This is a genomic window from Nocardia anaemiae NBRC 100462 (assembly GCF_001612725.1).
GTDB lineage: Bacteria > Actinomycetota > Actinomycetes > Mycobacteriales > Mycobacteriaceae > Nocardia > Nocardia anaemiae.
Genome location: NZ_BDAZ01000057.1, coordinates 1 through 22,898, shown reverse-complemented (window position 1 = coordinate 22,898; position 22,898 = coordinate 1). Strand labels below are relative to the sequence as shown.

Genomic DNA, 22,898 nt, shown 5'->3' with positions numbered 1-22,898 from the left:
ACGCGCATCCCTAGGAGGACTCGAATGGCTATCGCGCATTCACCGAGTCGGGCAACTGATTCACTCGGCACACTGCTCATCGCAGTGGGCGTCGTTCTTCTCGCATTGCTCACGCTGTACCTGGTCGGCTTCGACCAGGGCGTCATCTCGCGCAGCGGGATGTACCTGCATGAGCTCATGCACGACGGACGTCACCTGCTCGGTGTGCCGTGCCATTGATCGGATCGCTCAAGACCCTGCTGCTCCGCGGCCTGCTGGCCGGTCTCATCGCCGGTCTGCTGGCTGCGACAGTGGGCTATTTCGTCGGCGAACCCAAGATCGACGCCGCCATCTCCATCGAGGAAGCCGATACCGCCGCGCACGCCGAGCAACCGGCCGGGCATACGCACGGTGACGAGGAAGAACCGCTGGTCAGTCGGTCCGGGCAAAAGTTCGGGCAGTTCCTTGCGCTCGGACTCGCCGGGCTGGCGCTCGGGGCGATCTTCGCTTCGGTCGCGTATTTCGCACGCCGGTACACCACCTTGTCGGGACCGAAGTTCGCGCTCGGCTTGGCGCTGGCCGGTTGGACCGCGATCGTCGCGGTGCCGTTCTTCAAGTACCCGGCCAATCCGCCAGCCGTGGGTGATCCGGACACCATCAACCAGCGCACCTGGCTGTGGGTGGCTGCGGTCTTGCTCGGCTTGGCCGCCGTCGGTATCGGGCTCTACGTCTACAAATTGCTTGCGGCACAACTCGGTACGGTCCGGCTGATCGCGGGAGTCGCGGCATTCATGCTCATCGTCGTGCTCGGATACATCCTGCTGCCCGGTGTCAACGAGGTGAAGGACGACTTCCCAGCCGTGCTGCTGTGGCAGTTCCGTGCGACATCGCTCAGCGAGACGGCCACCCTGTGGGCCTGCCTCGGCCTCGGTTTCGCGGCGCTCACCGAATTCGCCACGCGCGATAGCACTCCGGTACGAGAAACGGCTGCTACCGCAGGCTGATCCGGAGTTCGGAATGCGAAAGGCAGTGTCGGTGGTATGACCGGCACTGCCTTTTCCGTACAGCCACGAACTGCCCCACCGCTCTCGGTTTCCGTGGCATTCACCGGACTTGTCCTCGCGCTGCTCTGCGGTGTCGGCGAGGCCATTACCTACACCGCAGTGCAATTGGACCGCCCGAATGCCGATATCGGCTCGCTCGCAACAGGTCTGGCTGTTCGCGGTGGCATTTATCTGGTAGTCCTCGGTGTGGCCGTCCAGATGGCGCGCGGCGCCCGCTGGGCCAGGATGGTGCTTACCTTCGGCATCGGCGTAATCGGCCTCGCCTCGCTGATCATCGAACCACTGGCAGCCACCTTGTCCGCCAAGCAAATCAGCGACCTATTCGACAACCTCACCGCTCCCGCGGTAATCACCGCAACCTTCCGCACCACCCACATCCTGGCCGTCCTACTCGCCATCCCCGCCATGTACCACCCAACCGCCCGCCCCCACTTCCGACGGCAGGCGGTATCGCATAAGTAGTGACTATCGCGCACAGGCTATTTGGTATGCGCGATAGTCGCTGGGTGTGCGACAGCGTCACTGCCAGCGGGGGCGGACCAGTCCGGATTCGTAGGCCATGACTACGAGTTGGGTGCGGTCGCGGGCGTCCAATTTCATCAGGATGCGGCTGACGTGGGTGCGGGCGGTGGCGGGGCTCATGAAGAGGCGCTCGCCGATTTCGGCATTGGTGAGGCCCTCGGCCACCAGTGTCATTACCTCACGCTCGCGGTCGGTGAGCTCGGTGAAGGCGGCTGGCGGAGGCTGTTTTGCGTGCGTGGAGAATTCGGCGATGAGACGGCGCGTGACGCCGGGCGACAGCAGGGCATCACCCGCGGCGACGACTCGGACGGCGCGGACGAGGTCAGCGGGCTCGGTGTGTTTGACCAGGAAACCCGTCGCCCCCGCGCGCATCGCTTCGAAGACGTACTCGTCGAGTTCGAATGTGGTCAGCACGACCACCTTCACCTCGGCGAGTTTCGGATCCTCGGCGATCATCCTGGTTGCGGCAAGACCGTCCAGGACGGGCATCCTGATATCCATCAGAACCACATCGGGGGTCAGACTGCGGGTCATGCGGACGGCCTGTTCCCCGTTACCGGCCTCGCCCACCACCTCGATACCGTCCTGCGCATCGAGCAGCGCGACGAAACCGCCGCGCACCAGGGCCTGATCGTCGGCGACCAATACCCGGATGATCCCACCCGCGCCTCGAGCGCCACCCGCCGCCGCATCGGCGCGCGATGGCTGCCCGCCGCCGCTCGCTATCGAATCGCCGAACGATCCCGGGTGTCCACCCGCCGCCCGACCGCCCCTGACCGGATCGTTGCGGGATGCCGCATTCATAGCGCCTCTTCCTGAGCCTGGGACGGTAGCCGGGCCACCACGCGAAATCCGCCGCTTGGCCGCGGACCCGCGATGAGCTGGCCGCCGAGGGCGTGCGCGCGCTCGCGCATGCCGAGAATGCCATTGCCGCCGCTGGATCCGGGCTTCGACGGTGTGCCGGTGGCGCGGGCATTGTCGATGGTGATCTCGACCGAATCGGCGGCATAGCGGATGGTCACCGCGGCCGTCGCGCCGGGCGCGTGGCGGACCACATTGGTCAGCGATTCCTGGATGATGCGGGCCGCCGCCACATCGACGACGCTGGGCAGTTTGTGCGCGGTGCCGATAATGCGGGTGTCGACGGTGAGACCGGCAGCGCGGGTGCGCTGCAGCAGCGTGTCCAGGTCCTCGATGCTCGGGGCCGGGCTCCGGGGCGCCGGGGGGCGAGGCTCGACGCTGCGGGCAACCGAATCATCTTGGGCCCGTTCGGATTGCGCAGGCGCGGATTCGGGAACCGGCTCGACATCCGATTCCCGCGCTTCGCCCGCCCCGGGCGTCGGGCTGCCGCTGCGGATCGCGTGCAACAACGTATGCACCTCGGCCAGCGCATCCTTACTCGCCGTCTTGATCGCCGCGAGCGCCGATTCGGCCTGTTCCGGCTTCCTGTCGAACAGCTCCAGCGCCACCGAGGACTGCACATTGATCAGCGAAAGACTATGTGCCAGCACATCGTGCAGCTCACGCGCGATGGCGAGCCGTTCCTCGCTGGCCCGCCGTTCCCGCTGGGCCTCCTCATCGCGGCGCGCCGCCTCGGCCCGCTGCCTGCGTGCCACCAGCACCGCTTGGCGCTGGCGAATCCCCTCCGCGATCGCGACCAGCACACCCAGCCAGGCGATCATGCCGAATGCCAGCCATGGGTCGGCCGGATGTCCGACCAGTGCGGGCAGCGGCCAGAGCAGCACAAGGTAGCCGATCGGCGCGAGCGGATATGTCCACCAGCGTGATCCGACGATCGCGGCGCTGATGAATGCGATCACCAGCGAGATGAAAATCGGGCCGTAGCCGTAGCCACGCAGCAGATACACCGCACAGGTCGCGATCGTCACGAGCAGCGCGGGCAGCGGGTAGGACCGGCGTAGCAATAGCGCCACCGGTCCGATGAGCAACAGCACATAGCCGAGCGCGTCGAGCGAGTGCACTCCGGTCTGGCGCAGGTTGGCATTGCGTCCCCCGACGACCTGGATTACCGCGACGACGAGCGCGAGCACCCAGTCCCGAACGACCGGGCCACGTTTCGATTCCCCTGGCGCTGTCACATGTGCAGCCTATTAGCCCGGACGCGCCACCACGTCCGCCGCGCTACGTATGCTCGGCCGCCTGCCCGAATATTTTCCGATTGGTGCCTCAACGGTCGCCTCGGGGTCGTCGGTCGAGAGGGCAGCCAGGGTGTCCGACATTCCCGACCCGACGACAACGAGGGCGGCCCACACACCGCACTGGCACATCAACGGCCGTAACCCAGGCCATCGAGACGACAGCGAGGCTTCGGGCATTCCCGATTCGACGACAGCGGCGGCGGCGCACACGCCCCGCTGGCACATCAACGCCGCAACCCAGGCCATCAAGACGACAGCGAGGCTTCGGGCATTCCCGAGTCGGCAACAGCGACGGCAGCCCACACACCACGCCGGTACCTCAACGGCCGCAACCCAGGCCATCAATCGAGACGACAGCCGGGTTTCGGGCCTCCCGACTCGGCGGTGTCGCAAAGCCCCGCTGGTGCCCCTCGTCTGACGCCGCCGCGGTGACCGGAGCCCATGTGCTGGCGCAATCAATCGTCGTCGCGGCATCAACTTCGTAGGCCGCGGTACGTACGTCGAGCATCGCCGCGCGACGGATGTGGCACCACCGGTCGGAGACGGATTCTCGGTACATGACAGATTCCATCGTGGTCACCGCGGGGCTGACCAAACGCTACGGCACCCACCCAGCCGTCGACGGTGTGCATATGAATGTCGCGCCCGGGGAGATCTACGGCTTCCTCGGGCCGAACGGTGCGGGTAAGACGACCACGCTGCGAATGCTGGTCGGGTTGATCCGCCCCACCGAGGGCACCGCCACCGTGCTCGGACATACCCCCGGCGATCCGGCGGTAGTCCGCCGCATCGGCGTCCTCATCGAGGGACCCGGCTTCTACCCCTATCTCACCGGCCGCGACAACCTGCGGGTACTCGCGAAATACCGCGGGCTCGAGCGTGCCGATGTGGAGGACGCACTCGACCGCGTCGGCCTCACCAATCGCGCCGAGGACAAATTTCGCACCTACTCGCTCGGTATGAAGCAGCGCTTGGGCGTCGGCTCGGCCCTGCTCGGCCGTCCCGATCTGCTGATCCTGGACGAGCCGACAAATGGCCTCGACCCGCAGGGCATGGCCGAAATGCGCGAGCTCATCACAACTCTCGCCGGTGACGGGCATACCGTGCTGCTGTCCAGCCACATGCTCAGCGAGGTGCAGGAGATCTGCGATCGCGTCGGGGTGATCTCCGGCGGCAAGCTGCTCACCGAATCCACGGTTGCCGAATTGCGCGGCGCCTCTTCGCTTTTGCTGCGGGCCGAGCCACTGGAGCTGGCATTTCCGGCGGTGCGCCGGGTGGTCGGCGAGCGCTCGGCCATGTTGACCGCTGGCGGAATTCGGATCGAGGCCGGTGCGGGCAGCGCGCCGGTGGTCGCACGCGCGGTCGTCGAATCGGGCGCGGATCTGTTGGAACTGCGGACCGATGAAAAGTCCCTGGAGGAAGTGTTCTTCGAAATGACCCAATTGGAGCCGGTGAAATGAACGAGACCATGAAAGACCTGATGGCGAGCACGAAAGCGGAAATGCTGCGACTGCGTAAGTGGCCCGCATTCTGGATCATTCTCGGCACCTGGATTCTGCTGAATCTCACCTTCTCCTACCTGTTCAACTACCTCGCCTACTCCTCCGGCGATATGAAGACGATGTCGAACGGCCTGCCCAAAGACGTGCTGCTGCACCAGATGTTGCCCGCCGCGGTACCGGAGGTCTTCACCCAGGGCATGGCCATGTTCGGTGGCGCGCTGATGCTCATTCTCGGCGCTTTGACCATCGGTAGCGGATATGGCTGGGGCACTTGGAAAACCGTGCTCACCCAGGGCCCGTCGCGAACCAATGCCGTCGGTGGTGTGCTGATCAGCCTGGCGCTCACGGTAATCGGGCTGGTGTGCGTCGCATTCGTGGCCGATATCGGGGTCGCCTCGATTATCGCGACGAGCCAGTCGCAGTCGCTCGCGCTGCCCGGACTGAGCCAGGCCGTGAACGGAATCATCACCGGCACAGCGATTCTCGGAATGTGGACGCTCGCGGGCGCACTGATCGGGGCGATCGCACGAGGTCCGGCACTGGCCGTCGGACTCGGGCTGGTATGGGTGCTGGTGGTGGAGAATCTGCTGCGCGGTGTCGCGGCGATCTTCAGCCCGATCAAGGTGCTCACCGATCATCTGCCGGGTACGGCGGCGGGTTCGATGGCCGGTGTGATGCGGACCGTCGAGGGGCCGTCCACCCCGGGTGTGCTCGACATCCTGTCGCGGACTCAGTCACTGATCGCGCTGGTGGTGTACGTGGCACTGTTCGCGGCGGGCACTATGTGGCTGGTGCGGCAGCGCGATATGGTCTGACTCTTCAGGAGCCGAAAACCGTTGGTGGACAATAGTTCGTCAACGGTTCGGCGCATTCTCGGATAGCAGGGAACGGGCCAATTCTGCCAGTGCCGCCGCGATCTGCGCCGAGGTGAGGCCTCGCGCTCGCTGATGCCGATAGACCTCGGCGGCCAACGGCGCGAGCAGCGCATCGACCATGGCGTCCGGTTGGCCGATACCAGCGTCCACCAACAGCGACCGGACGTGCAGGAACCAGAAGCCGTACGCACCGGTCGCGAACCGCGCGCCGCCGGTCTCCGCACCGAGCACCAAATCGGCGTGTCCGTCCAATAATTCGACCATGGCGGCATAGAAGGCCGCGAGCCGTTCGGCGGGTGGTGCGCCGGGACCGAGCGGCGGGTCACCGCGCAACAGCTGCTCCTGCAGTGCGCGTTCGTGTTCGTCGAGCAGTGCGACGGCGATCGAATTCTTATCCGGATAGCGGCGATACAACGTGCCACGCCCCACCCCCGCCGCCTTGGCTATGTCGTCCATCGTGACCGTGCGCGGATCCCTGGACGCGAACAGTTCGGCGGCCGCGGCGAGCACCTTGGCCCGGTTGCGGGCCGCGTCCGCGCGCTCGGTCGGCACCGCGGGTTCCGGATGCCCGCTGAGCAGGTCGATATCGCTGTTCATGCCCCCGACTGTAGTCGACTATCCACACAACTGGACAGAATGTCCGCTTATAGTTAGAGTTTAAAACGGACACGATGTCCAGTTATAAGGAAGAGGTCGATCATGAGCACGTTGTTGCACCTCGATGCCAGCGCCCGACACAGTTCCATCAGCCGCGAACTGAGCGCGGCATTCGCCGAGACGTGGCGAGCCGAGAATCCGGACGGCGGCTACATCTATCGCGATCTGGCGGCCGAGCCCGTGCCCTTCATCGATGAGGCATGGACCGAACTATGCGATGCCGTCCTCGCCCAACCCAGCACGGACCTGAACCGCCTCGCCGAGCTGGTTCGCACCCCGGAACAGGCCGCCGCCTGGGCCATCGTGGATCCGCTGCTGACCGAGATTCTTGCCGCCGACGTGATTCTCATCGGCACCCCGATGTACAACTACTCGATCCCTGCCGCACTCAAGGCTTGGCTCGACCAGGTGACCTTCCCGCGAATGTCCCTGGGCGACAGGCGATTCGTCGTCGTCTCGGCACGCGGTGGGTCGTACGCACCCGGCGCGCCCAAGGCCGCGTTCGATTATCAAGAACGCTATCTTCGCGATTTCTTCGCGGGCCATTTCGCCGTCACCGACACCGTTTTCGTCCATGCGGAACTGGCCAACTCCAGGCAGGATCCGGCACTGGCACATCTACGCGGCAAGCATGACGAGTCCTATTCGGCCGCAATGGAATTCGTGCGTGATCTGGTCCGCGGCCAGCGACCGCTCGCAGGTCGCTCGAAAGGATCGGTGTACTGATGAACTGGATCATTCTCGGCATCGCCGGGCTGGTGGAGATCATCTGGGCGCAGAGCATCAAACCGACGGAGAACTTCACCCGCCTCGTCCCGACCGTCATCTGCTTCGTACTCGGCGCGGTCGCGGTGTATCTGCTCTCGCGGGCCATGCAGACGCTGCCGGTCGGCACGGCCTATGCGGTCTTCACCGGAATCGGGGCGGTCGGCGCGATCAGCCTCGGTGTCGTGATCAACAAGGATCCGATGAGCGCCGGGCGGTTGCTGGCGCTGTCGCTGATTCTCGGCGGCATCGTGCTGGCGCGCGTCACCAATCCGGAGTGAGCGGGTCCGGCGGTACAGTCCGAAGCATGATCGAACCAGTGCGGGTACCCGATCTATCGTCGCGACCCTTCGGGCTCGAGGTCGAGCGCACCATGACCGCGCCGCCACCGGCGCTGTACCGAGCATGGACCGAGCGTTTCGACGACTGGTTCGCGGCTCCAGGCTCGGTCCTCATGCGCCCCGCCGTGAACGCGCCGTTCTTCTTCGAGACCGACTACCAGGGCACGCGCAACCCGCACTACGGACGGTTCATCCGCCTGATTCCGAATCAGCTCGTCGAGCTGACCTGGGTGACCGGGGCGGGCGGCAGCGAGGGCGCGGAAACCGTGGTGACGGTCGAACTGGTGCCCACCGCCTCCGGCACCCGACTTCGCTTGGCACACGCGGGATTTGCCGATGAAGCTGCGCGCGACCGGCATTCGCAGGCCTGGCCGCTGGTGCTCGAACAGCTCGATCAGCGCATCGCCGAGCCCGCCTGAACGTGGTCCGGTGCGGCACTCGATCCGGCGGCCGCCTCCGTACACGTCGCGTGGGCGTCGGGGGTAGGTTCGACTGCGAATTGTGATCCACACATCTTCGAAAGGACCGTGATGCCCACACGTACCGCGCGCACCGCTTGGACCGGTGGCCTCCAGGACGGCTCCGGCCAGGTCGAGCTGGCCAGTTCCGGTGTCGGCAAGTACGACGTCTCCTTCCCCAAGCGTGCCGCCGACGAGGCCGACGGCACCACCAGCCCCGAGGAACTGATCGCGGCGGCGCACTCCTCCTGCTTCGCCATGGCCCTCTCGGCCCAGATCGGCAATGCCGGTGGCACGCCGGAGAGCCTGGATGTCACCGCCGATGTCACCCTCGGCCCGGATCCGGACGGCGGCTTCCGCATCAGCGCCATCAAACTCACCGTCCGCGGCCGGGTCTCCGGTCTGGACGCCGACGGCTTCGCTGCCGCTGCGGCCGCCGCCAAGGCGGGCTGCCCGGTCAGCAAGGCACTCGCCGGAGTGGACAACATCACCCTCGACGCCGCCCTCGCCTGACTTCCCGGCTCCTCGCACCATCACGGGTGCGAGGAGCCCAGTGGTTATGCGAGCGCGTGCATACTGCACCCCGTATCGCAACCTCAGGTAGAGCGCTCGGAGCCTGCGACAAGCGGGGAGCGCGTCCTCACCAACTCGTTCGACACTCTGTAGCGCTGCTTTCAGCGATTCGCTTGAAGCCGATCCCAAGGTGCCGGGCGGCTGGGGAGTACGCGCGCAGGCGTAGGGCGAATATCGTCGGCAGGCCGATGTCCGGACGGGGGTGTCAGGCGCAGGGTTGAGGCATGAACATTCTTACTCAACCCGAGGCCATGACCTTCTTGGCCGATCACTATGACGGCGGATGGCATCCCTGGCCGTTCTTCTGGATATTCCCATTGCTCTTCTGGGCCACCATCATTGTCTTGTTCGTATTCGCGCGGCGGCGGTTCTGGGCACACCAGAGCGGAATCGGTGCGCTGCGCACTGCATTCGCGCGGGGCGAGATCACCGAGGATCAATATCGGAGTCGACTGGCGGTGCTGCGCGAACGCGGCGGTAAGTCATGAGCATGACCTTCGGAATCGTCATCACACCGCGATCGGGAGCCGAATGGGTTCGCGCGGTACAAGGCGCCGAGCAGCAGGGCTACCGGACGATCTTGCTGCCGGACACCCTGAATACCCCTTCACCATTCCCGACACTCGCGGCTGCCGCCGCGGTGACCACCACCGTCCGACTGCGCCCGAACGTATTGGCCGCGCCCCTGCGCAATCCGGCCGTCACGGTGCGGGAAACCGCCGCCCTGCAACTGCTTTCGGATGGACGATTCGAACTCGGCATCGGGTCGGGACGTCCCGATGCGAGCGCCGAGGCCGAACGGCTCGGTATGCCTTGGGGTTCAGCGGCCCAGCGTCGTGAGCAACTTCTCGCCGCCGTGCGGGCCGTTCGCGAACAGGTCGATCCGGCGCCGCCGATCGTCGTCGCCGCGAATGGACCTCGAATGCTCGCTGTCGCAGCCGGTTTCGCCGATCGGGTGCTGCTGGCGGCCGGACCCGACGCTACCGAGGACGATCTCGCCGAGATGGTCCGGATCGTGCGCGACAATACCGATCGCGACGTGCGCTTCACCCATCAACTGGTCGGCATCGGTGACGAGCTGCCGTTCTGGTTGACCAAGCGGCTCGGACTCACCGCCGACGGCCTGCGCGCGGCCGGTTCGGCGGGTGTGCTCGACGACGATCCGGCCGCCGTCGCCGAGGTGCTCGAATACCGCCGGGAGAAGTACGGCATCGATGAACTGATCGTCCCCGGCGAACTGGCCGCAGCCTTCGCCCCGACACTCGCCCGGTTCACGAGCTGATACGAAAAATGCCGCCCACCGGTAAATCCGGTGGGCGGCATTTCAGCGTTTACGACTTACTCGCCAGCTGCCTCGGCGGTGGTGCCTTCGCCCGCACCCGTGAGCACGACCTCCGGCTTCTCCTCGGTCGCTGCAGCCTTGGTCAGCTTCGCCTTGCCGGTGAAGGTGAACTTGGCGTTCTCACCGGAGCCCTCGCCGTCCCAGCCCTCGACATCGACCACAATGGTCTGTCCCGGACCGATCTCGCCGAAGAGGATCTTCTCCGACAGCTGGTCCTCGATCTCGCGCTGGATGGTCCGACGCAGCGGCCGGGCGCCGAGCACCGGATCGAAGCCGCGCTTGGCGAGCAGTGCCTTGCCCTGCGGGGACAGCTCGATCTCCATGTCCTTGTTCTTCAGCTGCGTGGCGACGCGGCCGATCATCAGGTCCACCATCTCCACGATCTGGTCCGTGGTGAGCTGGTGGAAGACGATCACGTCGTCGATGCGGTTGAGGAACTCGGGCCGGAAGTGCTTCTTCAGCTCGTCGTTGACCTTGAGCTTCATCCGCTCGTAGTTCGAACCCTCGGCATTGGACTGGGTGAAGCCCAGGCCGACCGCCTTGGAGATGTCCGAGGTACCCAGGTTCGAGGTGAAGATCAGCACGGTGTTCTTGAAGTCGACCGTGCGACCCTGGCCGTCGGTGAGACGACCGTCCTCGAGGACCTGCAACAGGGTGTTGTAGATCTCCTGGTGTGCCTTTTCGATCTCGTCGAACAAAACGACCGAGAACGGCTTGCGGCGCACCTTTTCGGTGAGCTGGCCGCCCTCTTCGTAGCCCACGTACCCGGGCGGGGCACCGAAGAGCCGCGATGCGGTGAAGCGGTCGTGGAACTCGCCCATATCGATCTGGATGAGCGCGTCGTCATCGCCGAACAGGAAGTTCGCCAGCGCCTTGGACAGCTCGGTCTTACCGACACCGGACGGACCGGCGAAGATGAACGAGCCCGAGGGACGCTTCGGATCCTTCAGACCGGCGCGGGTACGGCGGATCGCCTTGGAGACGGCCTTGACCGCGTCCTCCTGGCCGATGATCCGCTTGTGCAGCTCGTCCTCCATGCGGAGCAGACGGGTTGTCTCCTCCTCGGTGAGCTTGAACACCGGGATACCGGTCCAGTTGGCCAGCACTTCTGCGATCTGCTCGTCGTCGACCTCGGCCACGACATCCAGATCACCGGAGCGCCATTGCTTCTCGCGCTCGGCGCGCTTGGCGACCAGCTGCTTTTCCTTATCGCGCAGCCGCGCCGCCTTCTCGAAGTCCTGCGCGTCGATGGCGCTTTCCTTCTCCCGGCGCGCATCGGCGATCTTGTCGTCGAATTCGCGCAGGTCCGGCGGTGCGGTCATGCGACGGATGCGCATGCGGGCACCGGCCTCGTCGATCAGGTCGATCGCCTTGTCCGGCAGGAACCGGTCGTTGATGTAGCGGTCGGCCAGCGTCGCGGCCGCGACCAGCGCGCCATCGGTGATGGAGACCCGGTGGTGTGCCTCGTAGCGGTCGCGCAGACCCTTGAGGATATTGATGGTGTGCTCGACCGTCGGCTCACCGACCTGCACCGGCTGGAACCGGCGCTCCAAGGCGGCATCCTTCTCGATGTACTTGCGGTACTCGTCGAGGGTGGTGGCACCGATGGTCTGCAGCTCACCGCGGGCCAGCTTCGGCTTCAGGATGGAAGCGGCGTCGATCGCGCCCTCGGCGGCACCCGCGCCGACGAGCGTGTGCAGCTCGTCGATGAACAGGATGATGTCGCCGCGGGTGTTGATCTCCTTGAGCACCTTCTTCAGGCGCTCTTCGAAGTCACCGCGGTAGCGGCTGCCCGCGACCAGGGAACCCAGGTCGAGGGTGTAGAGCTGCTTATCCTTCAGCGTCTCCGGGACCTCGCCGTTGACGATGGCCTGGGCCAGACCCTCGACCACGGCGGTCTTACCGACACCGGGCTCGCCGATCAGGACCGGGTTGTTCTTGGTGCGGCGGCTCAACACCTGCATGACGCGCTCGATCTCCTTCGAGCGGCCGATGACCGGGTCGAGCTTGCCCTCGAGGGCGGCCTGGGTGAGGTTGCGACCGAACTGGTCGAGCACCAGCGAGGTGGACGGGGTCCCGGCCTCACCGCGGGAACCGGATTCCACCGGTTCCTTGCCCTGGTACCCGGACAGCAGCTGGATGACCTGCTGGCGCACCCGGTTGAGATCGGCACCCAGTTTCACCAGCACCTGCGCCGCGACACCCTCACCTTCACGGATCAGGCCGAGCAGAATGTGCTCGGTGCCGATGTAGTTGTGGCCGAGCTGCAGCGCCTCGCGCAGGCTCAGCTCCAGCACCTTCTTGGCGCGCGGAGTGAACGGGATATGACCGGATGGGGCCTGCTGGCCCTGGCCGATGATCTCCTCCACCTGGCTGCGCACACCCTCCAGCGAAATTCCAAGGGATTCCAGCGACTTCGCCGCTACGCCCTCGCCCTCGTGGATCAACCCAAGCAGGATGTGCTCGGTGCCGATGTAGTTGTGGTTGAGCATCCGGGCCTCTTCTTGGGCCAGGACAACGACGCGCCTCGCGCGGTCGGTGAACCTCTCGAACATCGCTCCCTCACTCTCCTGCTCCGACATTCTGGCGTCCGACGCTTCTGTGGCGTCAGCCTGCCATGAAGCCCGGGGGTTGCGGCCCCGGCCTCCACTCTAGTTGGCAGGGGATTACGCCGCCTCTAGTCCACCCTATTGGGGACCAGCGACAGCACGGTCATTCACTCATAACGTGCTCGTTGCGGGATACGTTTCCGCTCGGGTTTTGCCCTGAGCGAAATCGCCGCTCGACGCTTCCCAGTCCTGGTGTCACCCGGTGAAGGGCGGGACGAACTCGCACGGCACCTCGCGCGCATGGTCCGGATCGAGGGCGTTGAGCACGAAGCGGGCGGTACGGGGACTGCCCGCGATCGCCAGATGTTCGGAGAAGTCGGATCCGCAGCCGTCCTGTACCACGATATTCCTCGTATTCGGTCCGGGCACGAAGCCCGAGTCGTACGGGACGACGATTTCGTCGAGACCGGCCATGATGTTGGTGTAGGTGATGCCGGGCACGTAGACGCCGTCGCTGTTGAGATCCCGCAGGAAGGTCGAATCCCGCAACAACTCGGCGCAGGCCTGGCACAGCGAGCCTGCCGCCGCCTGGAAGAAGGACCCGGCGCCGAGCTTGTCGGCGAACGCGGCCGCATCCGCACCGCCGCCCGCATTGGTACCCCGCCAGGCCGGTGCGATCGATACGTATTTATCGATCTTGTCCGCACCGCCGAGCCGCTTGGCGTAGTAGTTCGGCATTACCGTGCCCTGCGAATGACCGACCACATCCACCTTGCTCGCCCCGGTCGCCGCCAGCACTCGATCCACGAACGCACCGAACTGCACCGCACTCTGCTCGATCGGCAGCATCCCGCCCACCGCGGAGATCGGCCACGGCAGATCGTAGGCGCCGTAGGTCAGCGAGAAGACGCAGTAACCTTCGTTCGCGAGCAGCGGCGCGTAGAGCCCCCAATTCGTCTGCGCCCCACCACCAGTACCGTGCGCGAGCACCACCGGATTCGGATGCGTCGCGCTGGGCCGACACCCCCAATCATTCGAACCCGGCAGCGAGCCACCGTGATTCACCAGCTCATTCGGAATTCCGGCAAAGAAGTTGTAGTCGACCGGATACTCGGCCCGCGCCGTACCACCCACACCGACCGCCAGCACGGCCAGCACGGCGATGACAAGCGCGGACCCGCGAACACGCCGCATGGAGACCTCCAAAATCTGAAACGTGTTCCAGAACGTAGCGCAACTTATCGCCACCCGTAGGACAGTTCGGCCAAGTCCGCCTGCGGTTCTCGTTCCTCTTCCGATGCTCATCGGCTATGCATCTGATCGCTGCCACGGTCCGCGAGTGCGTCCTGGAGATCGCCGAACCGAAGGGTGCTCGCGGGATGCTGGGCCGGGCTCGCGCAATAGGCTGTTTCGAGCCCGCAGACGGCCCGTCAGGCGCATTTCGGCGGCCACCATGTCAAGCTGCTGAATTCGGGCGTACATCCGCGCAATTGCCCGGAGAATGTGCCCCCACCCTGATGGATTCTTCGCATACCAAATCCGCCGTCGGCGGGTCGATCAGCGATCGGCCCGCCGACGGCGGCAGAGAATTGGCGGTGGGTTCCTAAGCCGTATGCGCACTCGTCGGCTGTGCACCGGTCTGCCCGAATCCGTACTGCTGAGCCATGATCGGCGCGCGATACGGTTGACCAGCGGCCTGCGGACCAACACTCGACACCCGCTGCGAAACCTGCTGTGTACCAACCGAACCCGCCGCCTGTGTGCGCCCGTGCTGGATGCCCGCCACGAACAGCGCCCCGGTCAGCACCAGGAAGGCCAGTGTGTGCAGGATCGCGCGGAGGATATTCCAACGGACCCAAGCGGATTCGAAATCGGCACGCACCTTTGCCAGATCACCGATCTGCGCCGGATCGCCCGCGGCCGCCAGCTGATCGTTCAGTGGAACATTCAATCCGGAGGTGACCGCGAAGGCGATCACATTGAGCGCCAAGGCCACGCCGAGCCAAATCAAGGTGGTGCGGTGTTCCTTGCCGAGGTGCAGCGCCGCCGCCAAGAGGGTGAAACCGACGGTGCCGAGGAATCCGAGCATGAACCACGGGTTGATGATGACCACATTGATCTTCTGCATCACATCGATCACCGTGCGATCGCCGGCGCGGTTCAGCGCGGGCATCACCGATATCGCATAGGCGTAGAAAACGCCCGCGATCAAGCCGGTTGCGAGCGTGGCCGCCACCAGCGCGGCGAGTCGTAGCGCGAACATGAATTTCTCCTGCCTCGAAACCCGGACCTGGTCCGATTTACTCGGTCCGGCGATGTTTCAAGTACACCGGCAACCGGAGCCGGCAGCCATGGTTCAAGCGCTCGGCCACCTAAGCGAGAGTCCACGCCCGTACGGCGTCACAAGTCCCGGTCGGAGATCAACCCACTCTGCATGGCCAAACCGGCCAGTCGGACTCTTTTCTGATTCTGCGGCAGATTTTCCACACCGAACTTGGCGAACAGCGCCCGCAGATGTGTCTTGATCGCATCGACGCTCAGGAATAATTCCTCGGCGATCTGTTGATTCGAGGCCGGAGTCGCGAAACCAGCACCGTTCTTATATGGACGGCACAGTGCGACCAGCACCGCGCGCTGGGTATCGGTCAGCGAGCGCAACGTGGGAATTGTGCCGGTCGATGTTCGCGTCGCGTCATCGACCACACCGCCGAAATCGTGGAACGACACCAGCGAGGTGCCGACCCGGATTCGATCACCCGCCATCAGCCGCCGCCGCCCGACCAGCCGTTCCCCGTTGACGAAGGTGCCATTGCGGGACAGGCCGTCATCGACGATCGTCCAGTGCGCGCCGAGATATTCGACCGCCGCATGCAGCCGCGAGACCTCCGCGTCCCAGCGCAGCGCCAGATCGGCCTGCGGGGAACGCCCGATGGTGACGCGCTGCTGGTCCGGGGTGAGCATGAACTCCTGCTGCCGACCCGAGTCATCAGTGAATCGCAACAGCGATCCGACGAAACCAGTCACTGCGCCGATACCTCATCTCTCCATACCGCCAGTGACGCCCTTCGCACAGTTCCATGGTGCCGCGTCCTGGTACTGCGAGCAAGATCGAGTCGACTGCTGACCTTCCTCATATCGAAGGCCTATCACAAACAACCGCCGCCCGGGCGTCGCACGATTCGCCCGGGCGGCAGCCCAATTAAATAAGAACTCAGCCCTTCGCGGCCTTGTTGTACGCATCGGTGATGTCGGCCGAGATACGACCACGGGCGGACACCTTGTGTCCATTCCGGCGCGCCCACTCGCGAATTGCCGCGCTTTGTTCACGATCGATCGAGACCCGACTCTTTGCGGCTCCGGGAGCAGCAACCGCCGCCTTGACCCGCCGCCGGCCACTCACCCGCCGAGCACTCGAAACCCACTCTTCCAAGCCGTCGCGCAGCTTCGCCGCATTTGCCGACGACAAGTCGATCTCGTACGACACACCGTCGATCGCAAACTCAATGGTCTCGTCCGCGATGGACTCACCATCGACATCGTCGATCAGGCTAACGGTGACCTTCTTTGCCATGAGATGAACGTCCTCTCGAAATCGTGCGACCCGCATACTAGGCCGATTACCCGAGGCAAGAATACCCCGAATTCGAAAAATTCCAAGACGAGGGCCGAACTATGCAATCCGATCGTCAGCGCGTGACTGGACGCACAATTGGGAACAGTATCGTTTCCCGGATTCCCAATCCCGTGAGTGCCATCAACAAGCGATCGATTCCCATACCGGTACCCGTTGTCGGAGGCATGCCGTGCTCCATCGCCGCGAGGAAGTCCTCGTCGAGTGCCATCGCCTCGTCATCGCCTTGTGCGGCGAGCCGCGCTTGATCCATGAACCGCTCGCGTTGGATCACCGGATCGACCAACTCCGAATAGCCAGTTGCCAACTCGAAGCCGCGCACATAGAGGTCCCACTTCTCGGTAACTCCAGGATTGCTGCGATGCTGTCGGGTCAGCGGTGATGTCTCCACCGGGAAGTCGCGCACGAAAGTCGGGGCGTACAGCTTGTCACCGTACTGGTGCTCCCAAAGTTCTTCGACCAGTTTGCCGTGGCCATAGCCCTTGTCCTCGGGAATTTCCAGTCCGACCCGATCGGCGAGTGCACGCAATTCCTCGATCGAAGTTTCCGGAGTCACCGATACGCCCAGCGCATCGGACAGCGACGGGTACATCTCGACCGTGGTCCACTCGCCGCGGAGATCGTATTCGGTGCCATCGGCAAGGGTTACCACCTGCGTGCCGAAGACCTCCTCGGCAACTTCCTGCACCAATTCCCGAATCATCCGCGCGGAGTCGTCATAGGTGCCGTAAGCCTCATAGGTTTCCAACATTGCGAACTCCGGAGAATGCGTGGAGTCCGACCCCTCGTTACGGAAGTTCCTGTTGATCTCGAAGACCTGTTCCAGGCCGCCCACCACACATCGCTTGAGGAACAGTTCCGGCGCAATTCGCAGGTAGAGATCGATATCGAGGGCATTGGAATGGGTGACGAACGGGCGCGCCGCCGCACCGCCGTGCAGCGTCTGCAGCATCGGCGTCTCCACCTCGAGGAAGCCGCGACGCTCGAGCGCATTGCGCAGCGCGCGCACCACCGCGACCCTGGTCCTGGCCATTTCCCTGGCCTCCGGACGCACGATCAGGTCGACATAGCGCTGCCGTACCCGCGACTCCTCGTTCATCTCCTTGTGCGCCACCGGCAGCGGCCGCAGGGCCTTGGCCGACATGGCCCAGGAATCGGCCATGACGCTCAATTCGCCGGTCCGTGAGGAGATCACCTCGCCGCGCACGAAAACGAAGTCTCCGAGGTCCACATCGGCCTTCCAGGCCGCCAGCGCATCGGCTCCGACACCGTTGAGGCTGATCATCGCCTGCAGTTTGGTGCCGTCACCCTCCTGCAGCGTCGCGAAACACAGCTTGCCGGTATTGCGCAGGAAAATGACGCGCCCGACCACACCGACCCGCAGACCGGTCTGGGTGTCGGGCTCGAGCTCCGGATAGGCGGCCCGAATTTCGCCGAGAGTATGTGTGCGCGGCACCACCACCGGATAGGCCTCACCGCCATCGGCGATCAACCGTTCGCGCTTCTCGCGCCGAATCCGCATCTGCTCCGGAACGTCGTCCGCGGCAGCCGCGGGACGGTTGGCTTGCCCCGCAGGAACCGAACCCGCGGAGCGACCGGATGAAGGCGTGTTCGGGTTGCTCACGTTCAACAACACTAGCGGGCACCGGAAATCGATTTGCGGGCCGCCCGGGCACGACCGACCGCTAACGAATCGGCCAGTCCGTCATGTCCTGTTTCGTGGCCTTCTCCGACCTGACGAAAAGCGGGCGCGCTCCGGCAATCCTGCGAAAGCCATTGCGCGCCCGTATGTTTCGAGATGGAAGTGGTTCAGCACGAATTTACAGTGATGCCAGCGCCTCGACCTCGCGCGCGAAGTGCGGCGCCCGGACCCCGACAGTGAGCAGGCCGGCGGCCTTCAATGCCTGATAGCCACCGATCACATCGGTGGCCCGATGCAGACCGAGTTCCTGCAGCGCGGCGGCGGCGAGACTGGAGGTATAGCCCTCTGAGCAGACGATGATCCATTCCACATCGTGATCGGTAGCCAGCGCCAGCCGGGCCGAACTCGACGGATCCAAACGCCATTCCAGGACATTGCGTTCGATCACCAGCGCACCCGGCAGTGCGCCCTCACGCGCGCGCTGCGCCTGCGGCCGGATATCGACCAGAATCGCGCCCCGATCGAGCGCCTGCGGCGTTTCGAAGGCATAGATCCGATTCAGCCGGGCCCGCGCGTTCTGGAGCATCTGATCGATGGTCAAACGGGTCATCACATATCACCTTCGGGCTGGTCGGTGAGGACGGTTCGGGAGCGCCGCAAGGTGCCGTGGCCGGTCACCTCGTAATAGGACATGGCGGTGAGCGGCGGTGAATAAGCGTGCACGCTGAGCGTCGGATCGAGCGGCCCCACGGATTCCGCTGTGCTGTTTCGAGCGACCTGCAAGCAATCGCTGGCGGCAGCCGGAGCGCGCATCACATCGTGCACCCAGCCGATCGGGAACGAGGCCTGATCTCCCGCGGTCAGGATGCGGCGGCGCAGTTCCGTTCCGTTCCAGCGGAATTCCGAAAGCGCGCCGCTGAGCACGGTCAATGCGCCGAGCGAACCAGCATGGTCGTGCAATTCGGTCGATTTACCCGGCGTCCAGCTGATCAGCCAGACATCGACCTCGTCGTCGGAAAGCAGCCGGGTGGCCCAGCGCTCATCGGTAGGCCAAATTCCATTCGCGGGTAACAGATGGTCGTAGCGCCCCGCGAGTACATCCTCGGCGCCCTCATCGGTCAGCCGGAGCAGATCGGCGGGACGCAGGCGGGTGGGTAATGCGGAGGAGACGGCACGGTCCAGCGGCGGGGTGGCCGAAAGGGCATTACGTGCGGAATCGAGGGAAAGAACAGAAGAACGCATCAGCGAATCTCCAGGAGTGTGTCAACGGTCGAGGGACTTGCTCAGCCTCGATCGGTCGAGGCAGGTCAGCCTCGACAACACTCCTGGGTGCTCACGCGGGAATACACGGCTGCGAGTGTAGCAGCGCCGAAACCGGCGGCAAAGCGCCTGGTCATGCGCGGCCGCCCCGGGTGGGCATCTCAAGCACCCTTACGGCGCTGATTGCGCTCGTAGACCAGGCGCAATCCGGTCAATGTGAGATGCGGCTCGTGATGATCGATGGTCTCCGATTCCGGCACGATCAACGGTGCGGTGTGGCCGGTCGCGACCACCGCGACATCGTCACCGGCGAATGCGTCGAATTCATCGCGGATCCGATCGATCAGTCCGTCCACCAAACCGGCGAAGCCGAATATCGCACCGGATTGGATGGCCTCGACAGTGTTCTTGCCGACCACCGAACGCGGCCGTGCCAACTCGACCCGGCGCAATGCGGCCCGCTCGATGAGCGCCTCGCTGGAGATCTCCACACCCGGTGCGAGCACACCACCGAGAAACTCGCCCTTGGCCGATACCAGATCGACGGTGGTGGCCGTGCCGAAATCCACCACAATCGCGGCCGTGCCGAAACGATGATGGGCGGCAAGGGTGTTCACGATGCGGTCCGCGCCGATTTCCTTCGGATTGTCCACAAGCAGCGGAATACCGGTTCGCACACCGGGTTCCACCACCACGTGCGGCACGTGATCCCAATAGCGAGTGAGCATCGTTCTGATCTCGCGCAGTACCGGCGGCACGGTGGACAACGCCGAAACTCCGACGATCTCCTCGACCTGCTCACCGACCAATCCGCGCACCTGCATGGCGAATTCGTCCGCGGTCAGCAGCGGATTGGTATGCATCCGCCAGTGCCGCACCAACTTCGCGTGATTACCACTGCCCGAGAACAATCCGAGCTCGATGCTCGTATTCCGGACATCGATGGTCAGCAGCATCAGACGGTGGTCAGTGAGCGCGGGGTGACCAGACCGGAACCCGCCGGTGCATGCGCCGGATCGGAACCGAGATCGGTTGCACGATTGTGCTCGTCGACGAAGACGACCTTCGGGGCGTATTCCTTCAACTCCGCCTCGTCCATCATGCCGTAGGCGATCAGGATGACCAGATCGCCGGGATGCACGAGATGGGCGGCGGCGCCATTGATCCCGATGACACCCGATCCGCGCTCACCGGCGATCACATAGGTCTCCAGGCGGGCGCCGTTATCGATATCGACGATGCAGACCTGTTCACCCTCGAGCAGATCGGCGGCGTCGAGCAGATCCTGATCGACGGTCACCGAGCCGACATAGTGCAGATCGGCGTGGGTCACCGTGGCACGGTGGATCTTCGACTTCATCATGGTGCGCAACATCGCTGTCGCCCTTCCTAAATATTGGCCTGGGCAGGCTGGGAGTCGGTCGCGGCGGTGCGCGAATCGGGAAGTGTGGGGTGACCGCCGTCGACGGGTGCGCCGAGTGCGACGGCGGTGTTGTCGATCAGGCGGGTCGAGCCGACCCTGGCGGCGACGAGCAGTCGTGCGTTGCCGTTCGCGGGGGCCGGGCCGAGCGTGGCCGAGCGCAATTCGAGATAGTCGACATCGACACCGGGAGTCGCGTCGAGCACCGCGCGGGCGGCCGTCAGCACCGCATCCGCACCGAGCGCGCCCGCATGCCGACCAGCGGCCAGCGCCGCCGACAACGCCAGTGCCGATTCCCGCTGTGCCGCATCGAGATACCGATTGCGGGAGGACAGCGCGAGCCCGTCGTGTTCGCGAACCGTCGGCAGCGGCACGATCTTGACGTCCATATTCAGATCGCGCACCATCTGGCGGATCAGGGTGAGCTGCTGATAGTCCTTCTCGCCGAAGAATGCCTCGGTCGGGCGCGCGATATTCAGCAGCTTCGCGACCACGGTCAACATGCCGGCGAAATGCGTCGGGCGGCTGGCGCCTTCGAGTTCGGCGCCGATCGGGCCGGGATGCACGGTGGTGCGCGGGCCGTCGGGATACATATCCGAGGCGCTCGGCGCGAATACCAGCTCCACACCCTCGTTGCGCAGCAATTCGACGTCGGCGTCGAGGGTGCGCGGATATTTGTCCAGATCCTCGTTCACGCCGAATTGCAGTGGGTTCACGAAGATCGAGACGATGACCACCTGGTTGGTCCGCTTCGCCCGGCGCACGATCTCGAGGTGGCCCTCGTGCAGTGCGCCCATGGTCGGCACCAGCCCGACGGTCCGACCGACGCCACGCAGGGCCTTGGAGACGGCGGCGATCACCTCGGGATCGTGGTGCACGGTCAGCTCGCCGCGCCGGTACGCGCCGGATCCGATTCGCCGCTCCCGGGGCCCTCCGTGGTTACGCAAGCTGCCTCCTCCGGGCCCGTCGCTCGCGGCGGGCAACTTCGGATCCATCATCGGCCTCCCTCCAGCAGCTCGATCAGAGCCGGATTGGTCTTGGCGCGCTCGGCCGTGCGCAGCGACATGGCGCGATAGCCCGCGGCCAAGCGGGGATCGACGGCCGCCATGGCGGTCAGATGTGCGGCAACGGCATTCGCGTCACCGCGCGCCACCGGACCGGTCAGCGCGGACTGACCGCGGCGCAGGGCATTGTCGAGGGCAGCGGAGGCCAACGGGGCGAGCAGACGCTCGGCCAGACCGTTGGGTTGATCGTCGACGATCTGCTGGCCGAGCAGGCCGGGGCCCGCCAGGGCGGCGCGCAGTGCGTCGACGGCGTCCAGGACCACCGTGACCAGGTGATTACTGCCGTGCGCGAGTGCCGCGTGATAGAGCTGGCGATTTTCTTCCTGCACCCGCACCGGCTCGCCGCCCATTTCGATCACCAGCGATTGCGCGATGGCGAAGCCGATTTCGTCGGCGGCGGTAATGCCGAAGCAGGCATTAGCGAGACGGGCGACATCCTCGTCGTGTCCGGTGAAGGTCATGGCCGGATGGATGGCCAGCGGCAATGCGCCGCGCTCGGCCAGCGGAGCCAGCACGCCGACCCCATTGGCGCCAGAGGTGTGCGCGACGATGGTGCCGGGCCGGACCACCCCCGCGGATGCGAGACCGCGCACCAGCCCGGGCAGTTCGGCATCGGGTACGGCCAGCAGCAGCAGTTCGCTGCGCGCGGCCACATCCTCGACCGGCAGAATCTCGGATTCGGTTAGACGAGTGCGTGCCCGATGCACCGAGGCATCGGAAATGGCGGCCACGCCGAACACCACGTGTCCGGTGCGCTCGAGCGCCGCGCCGAGTGCGGAGCCGACACGCCCCGCCGAGACGATTCCCACCGTCAAGCGTGCAGGCGCGGGGTCACCCGAAGCAGCGTTGTCAGGGTTGACGCTTCTCGAGGTCAACGTTGTCCTCTCGATGTCGTTCCAGTCCCGGACAGCCGGGTACCAGACGTTACGCACCGAGAATATCGGCCCTTCCTTCTCCGGTGCCATGGGGCACCCGCGTGATTTACACCGCAGTGCTGTGTTGGATTTGCAGCGCCTGCGGCGCTGCGTGTTCGCGGTCCCCTTCTGTCTCGCGTTCGAGCGGCCGAGACTCGCGCCTGCGGCGCATGCGCTTCGG

27 protein-coding genes are annotated in these 22,898 nt (G+C 65.0%); 12 read left to right on the top strand and 15 right to left on the bottom strand.

What is annotated here, in order from left to right:
- The first annotated feature begins 24 nt into the window (after positions 1–24).
- The 3 genes from NA5_RS28675 to NA5_RS28665 are packed head-to-tail and all read left to right on the top strand — an operon-like array spanning position 25 to position 1,505.
- Complete coding sequence (locus tag NA5_RS28675; protein WP_040686176.1) at positions 25–219, top strand: CbtB domain-containing protein; 195 nt, start codon at positions 25–27, stop codon at positions 217–219.
- The gene (locus NA5_RS28670; RefSeq protein WP_062991568.1) at positions 210–983 is read left to right on the top strand and encodes a CbtA family protein; all 774 of its coding nucleotides are present in this window, start codon (positions 210–212) and stop codon (positions 981–983) included. Before NA5_RS28675 ends, NA5_RS28670 begins: the two co-directional genes overlap by 10 nt.
- Positions 984–1,019: 36 nt before the next feature.
- Complete coding sequence (locus NA5_RS28665; protein WP_062991566.1) at positions 1,020–1,505, top strand: hypothetical protein; 486 nt, start codon at positions 1,020–1,022, stop codon at positions 1,503–1,505.
- A gap of 57 nt (positions 1,506–1,562) precedes the next feature.
- Here NA5_RS28665 and NA5_RS28660 read toward each other — a convergent pair whose 3' ends face one another.
- The gene (locus NA5_RS28660; protein ID WP_245672441.1) at positions 1,563–2,369 is read right to left on the bottom strand and encodes a response regulator transcription factor; all 807 of its coding nucleotides are present in this window, start codon (positions 2,367–2,369) and stop codon (positions 1,563–1,565) included.
- Complete coding sequence (locus NA5_RS28655) at positions 2,366–3,664, bottom strand: sensor histidine kinase (protein WP_062991564.1); 1,299 nt, start codon at positions 3,662–3,664, stop codon at positions 2,366–2,368. Before NA5_RS28655 ends, NA5_RS28660 begins: the two co-directional genes overlap by 4 nt.
- A 617-nt stretch (positions 3,665–4,281) precedes the next feature.
- Here NA5_RS28655 and NA5_RS28645 point away from each other — a divergent pair.
- Complete coding sequence (locus tag NA5_RS28645; RefSeq protein WP_062991560.1) at positions 4,282–5,184, top strand: ABC transporter ATP-binding protein; 903 nt, start codon at positions 4,282–4,284, stop codon at positions 5,182–5,184.
- Positions 5,181–6,041 carry an ABC transporter permease gene (locus NA5_RS28640; protein WP_245672440.1) on the top strand — a complete coding sequence of 287 codons (861 nt, stop codon included), beginning with the start codon at positions 5,181–5,183 and terminating at the stop codon, positions 6,039–6,041. The genes NA5_RS28645 and NA5_RS28640 overlap by 4 nt, the downstream gene beginning before the upstream one ends.
- A 39-nt stretch (positions 6,042–6,080) precedes the next feature.
- On the opposite strand, the gene NA5_RS28635 is transcribed toward NA5_RS28640, so the two are convergent.
- A complete protein-coding gene (locus NA5_RS28635; protein WP_062991558.1) occupies positions 6,081–6,698 on the bottom strand; it encodes a TetR/AcrR family transcriptional regulator in 618 nt (205 codons plus the stop codon).
- A 102-nt stretch (positions 6,699–6,800) separates the two neighbouring features.
- On the opposite strand from NA5_RS28635, the gene NA5_RS28630 reads away from it, so the two are divergent.
- The 6 genes from NA5_RS28630 (at position 6,801) to NA5_RS28605 (ending at position 10,177) form a co-directional block, all read left to right on the top strand.
- Entirely contained in the window at positions 6,801–7,484 is a 684-nt protein-coding gene (locus NA5_RS28630) for an FMN-dependent NADH-azoreductase (RefSeq protein ID WP_062991556.1), read from the top strand.
- Positions 7,484–7,804, top strand: coding sequence for a DMT family transporter (locus NA5_RS28625; RefSeq protein ID WP_062991554.1), 321 nt, complete (start codon positions 7,484–7,486; stop codon positions 7,802–7,804). Before NA5_RS28630 ends, NA5_RS28625 begins: the two co-directional genes overlap by 1 nt.
- 26 nt (positions 7,805–7,830) lie before the next feature.
- The gene (locus NA5_RS28620) at positions 7,831–8,283 is read left to right on the top strand and encodes an SRPBCC family protein (RefSeq protein WP_062991552.1); all 453 of its coding nucleotides are present in this window, start codon (positions 7,831–7,833) and stop codon (positions 8,281–8,283) included.
- Positions 8,284–8,394: 111 nt separating this feature from the next.
- The gene (locus tag NA5_RS28615) at positions 8,395–8,835 is read left to right on the top strand and encodes an OsmC family peroxiredoxin (RefSeq protein WP_062991550.1); all 441 of its coding nucleotides are present in this window, start codon (positions 8,395–8,397) and stop codon (positions 8,833–8,835) included.
- Positions 8,836–9,119: 284 nt separating this feature from the next.
- Entirely contained in the window at positions 9,120–9,383 is a 264-nt protein-coding gene (locus NA5_RS28610) for an SHOCT domain-containing protein (protein ID WP_063813644.1), read from the top strand.
- A complete protein-coding gene (locus NA5_RS28605) occupies positions 9,380–10,177 on the top strand; it encodes an LLM class flavin-dependent oxidoreductase (RefSeq protein WP_063813641.1) in 798 nt (265 codons plus the stop codon). The genes NA5_RS28610 and NA5_RS28605 overlap by 4 nt, the downstream gene beginning before the upstream one ends.
- 56 nt (positions 10,178–10,233) lie before the next feature.
- On the opposite strand, the gene NA5_RS28600 is transcribed toward NA5_RS28605, so the two are convergent.
- The 12 genes from NA5_RS28600 to NA5_RS28545 form a co-directional block, all read right to left on the bottom strand.
- Positions 10,234–12,792: an ATP-dependent Clp protease ATP-binding subunit gene (locus tag NA5_RS28600; RefSeq protein WP_062991545.1), complete on the bottom strand. Its 2,559-nt coding sequence runs from the start codon at positions 12,790–12,792 to the stop codon at positions 10,234–10,236.
- A 249-nt stretch (positions 12,793–13,041) separates the two neighbouring features.
- Positions 13,042–13,980, bottom strand: a complete 939-nt coding sequence (locus tag NA5_RS28595; RefSeq protein ID WP_062991543.1) for an esterase/lipase family protein — start codon at positions 13,978–13,980, stop codon at positions 13,042–13,044.
- A 409-nt stretch (positions 13,981–14,389) separates the two neighbouring features.
- Positions 14,390–15,049, bottom strand: coding sequence for an anthrone oxygenase family protein (locus NA5_RS28590; RefSeq protein ID WP_062991541.1), 660 nt, complete (start codon positions 15,047–15,049; stop codon positions 14,390–14,392).
- Positions 15,050–15,186: 137 nt separating this feature from the next.
- Complete coding sequence (locus tag NA5_RS28585) at positions 15,187–15,747, bottom strand: FHA domain-containing protein (RefSeq protein ID WP_245672443.1); 561 nt, start codon at positions 15,745–15,747, stop codon at positions 15,187–15,189.
- Between the two features lie 250 nt (positions 15,748–15,997).
- Positions 15,998–16,357 (bottom strand): histone-like nucleoid-structuring protein Lsr2, encoded by a 360-nt coding sequence (locus NA5_RS28580; protein ID WP_040686163.1) that lies wholly within the window; start codon positions 16,355–16,357, stop codon positions 15,998–16,000.
- Positions 16,358–16,472: 115 nt separating this feature from the next.
- Entirely contained in the window at positions 16,473–17,939 is a 1,467-nt protein-coding gene (gene lysS, locus NA5_RS28575; RefSeq protein ID WP_062991583.1) for a lysine--tRNA ligase, read from the bottom strand.
- Positions 17,940–18,237: 298 nt separating this feature from the next.
- Positions 18,238–18,660: a rhodanese-like domain-containing protein gene (locus NA5_RS28570; protein ID WP_062991581.1), complete on the bottom strand. Its 423-nt coding sequence runs from the start codon at positions 18,658–18,660 to the stop codon at positions 18,238–18,240.
- 8 nt (positions 18,661–18,668) lie between these two features.
- Positions 18,669–19,301 carry a cysteine dioxygenase gene (locus NA5_RS28565; protein WP_062991539.1) on the bottom strand — a complete coding sequence of 211 codons (633 nt, stop codon included), beginning with the start codon at positions 19,299–19,301 and terminating at the stop codon, positions 18,669–18,671.
- 179 nt (positions 19,302–19,480) lie between these two features.
- Positions 19,481–20,275: a type III pantothenate kinase gene (locus tag NA5_RS28560; RefSeq protein ID WP_062991537.1), complete on the bottom strand. Its 795-nt coding sequence runs from the start codon at positions 20,273–20,275 to the stop codon at positions 19,481–19,483.
- Positions 20,275–20,694, bottom strand: coding sequence for an aspartate 1-decarboxylase (panD, locus tag NA5_RS28555; protein WP_040686161.1), 420 nt, complete (start codon positions 20,692–20,694; stop codon positions 20,275–20,277). Before panD ends, NA5_RS28560 begins: the two co-directional genes overlap by 1 nt.
- Positions 20,695–20,708: 14 nt before the next feature.
- The gene (gene panC / locus NA5_RS28550) at positions 20,709–21,686 is read right to left on the bottom strand and encodes a pantoate--beta-alanine ligase (RefSeq protein ID WP_245672439.1); all 978 of its coding nucleotides are present in this window, start codon (positions 21,684–21,686) and stop codon (positions 20,709–20,711) included.
- A gap of 47 nt (positions 21,687–21,733) precedes the next feature.
- Positions 21,734–22,768, bottom strand: a complete 1,035-nt coding sequence (locus NA5_RS28545) for a Rossmann-like and DUF2520 domain-containing protein (protein WP_084484491.1) — start codon at positions 22,766–22,768, stop codon at positions 21,734–21,736.
- Here NA5_RS28545 and NA5_RS41900 point away from each other — a divergent pair.
- Positions 22,659–22,898: hypothetical protein (locus NA5_RS41900; protein ID WP_218020177.1), on the top strand; the 240-nt coding region annotated here is incomplete at its 3' end. The genes NA5_RS28545 and NA5_RS41900 overlap by 110 nt on opposite strands.

What these genes read in the sequence shown, in the direction of transcription:
- NA5_RS28620 (WP_062991552.1), top strand. Translation starts at nt 7,831, where the DNA reads ATGATCGAACCAGTGCGGGTACCCGATCTATCGTCGCGACCCTTCGGG.
- NA5_RS28625 (WP_062991554.1), top strand. Translation starts at nt 7,484, where the DNA reads ATGAACTGGATCATTCTCGGCATCGCCGGGCTGGTGGAGATCATCTGG.
- NA5_RS28610 (WP_063813644.1), top strand. Translation starts at nt 9,120, where the DNA reads ATGAACATTCTTACTCAACCCGAGGCCATGACCTTCTTGGCCGATCAC.
- NA5_RS28660 (WP_245672441.1), bottom strand. Translation starts at nt 2,369, where the DNA reads ATGAATGCGGCATCCCGCAACGATCCGGTCAGGGGCGGTCGGGCGGCG.
- NA5_RS28590 (WP_062991541.1), bottom strand. Translation starts at nt 15,049, where the DNA reads ATGTTCGCGCTACGACTCGCCGCGCTGGTGGCGGCCACGCTCGCAACC.
- NA5_RS28630 (WP_062991556.1), top strand. Translation starts at nt 6,801, where the DNA reads ATGAGCACGTTGTTGCACCTCGATGCCAGCGCCCGACACAGTTCCATC.
- NA5_RS28585 (WP_245672443.1), bottom strand. Translation starts at nt 15,747, where the DNA reads ATGCTCACCCCGGACCAGCAGCGCGTCACCATCGGGCGTTCCCCGCAG.
- NA5_RS28635 (WP_062991558.1), bottom strand. Translation starts at nt 6,698, where the DNA reads ATGAACAGCGATATCGACCTGCTCAGCGGGCATCCGGAACCCGCGGTG.
- NA5_RS28640 (WP_245672440.1), top strand. Translation starts at nt 5,181, where the DNA reads ATGAACGAGACCATGAAAGACCTGATGGCGAGCACGAAAGCGGAAATG.
- NA5_RS28675 (WP_040686176.1), top strand. Translation starts at nt 25, where the DNA reads ATGGCTATCGCGCATTCACCGAGTCGGGCAACTGATTCACTCGGCACA.
- NA5_RS28560 (WP_062991537.1), bottom strand. Translation starts at nt 20,275, where the DNA reads ATGCTGCTGACCATCGATGTCCGGAATACGAGCATCGAGCTCGGATTG.
- lysS (WP_062991583.1), bottom strand. Translation starts at nt 17,939, where the DNA reads ATGCGGATTCGGCGCGAGAAGCGCGAACGGTTGATCGCCGATGGCGGT.
- NA5_RS28565 (WP_062991539.1), bottom strand. Translation starts at nt 19,301, where the DNA reads ATGCGTTCTTCTGTTCTTTCCCTCGATTCCGCACGTAATGCCCTTTCG.
- NA5_RS28600 (WP_062991545.1), bottom strand. Translation starts at nt 12,792, where the DNA reads ATGTTCGAGAGGTTCACCGACCGCGCGAGGCGCGTCGTTGTCCTGGCC.
- NA5_RS28665 (WP_062991566.1), top strand. Translation starts at nt 1,020, where the DNA reads ATGACCGGCACTGCCTTTTCCGTACAGCCACGAACTGCCCCACCGCTC.
- NA5_RS28545 (WP_084484491.1), bottom strand. Translation starts at nt 22,768, where the DNA reads ATGGCACCGGAGAAGGAAGGGCCGATATTCTCGGTGCGTAACGTCTGG.
- NA5_RS28645 (WP_062991560.1), top strand. Translation starts at nt 4,282, where the DNA reads ATGACAGATTCCATCGTGGTCACCGCGGGGCTGACCAAACGCTACGGC.
- NA5_RS28615 (WP_062991550.1), top strand. Translation starts at nt 8,395, where the DNA reads ATGCCCACACGTACCGCGCGCACCGCTTGGACCGGTGGCCTCCAGGAC.
- NA5_RS28605 (WP_063813641.1), top strand. Translation starts at nt 9,380, where the DNA reads ATGAGCATGACCTTCGGAATCGTCATCACACCGCGATCGGGAGCCGAA.
- NA5_RS28580 (WP_040686163.1), bottom strand. Translation starts at nt 16,357, where the DNA reads ATGGCAAAGAAGGTCACCGTTAGCCTGATCGACGATGTCGATGGTGAG.
- panD (WP_040686161.1), bottom strand. Translation starts at nt 20,694, where the DNA reads ATGTTGCGCACCATGATGAAGTCGAAGATCCACCGTGCCACGGTGACC.
- NA5_RS28595 (WP_062991543.1), bottom strand. Translation starts at nt 13,980, where the DNA reads ATGCGGCGTGTTCGCGGGTCCGCGCTTGTCATCGCCGTGCTGGCCGTG.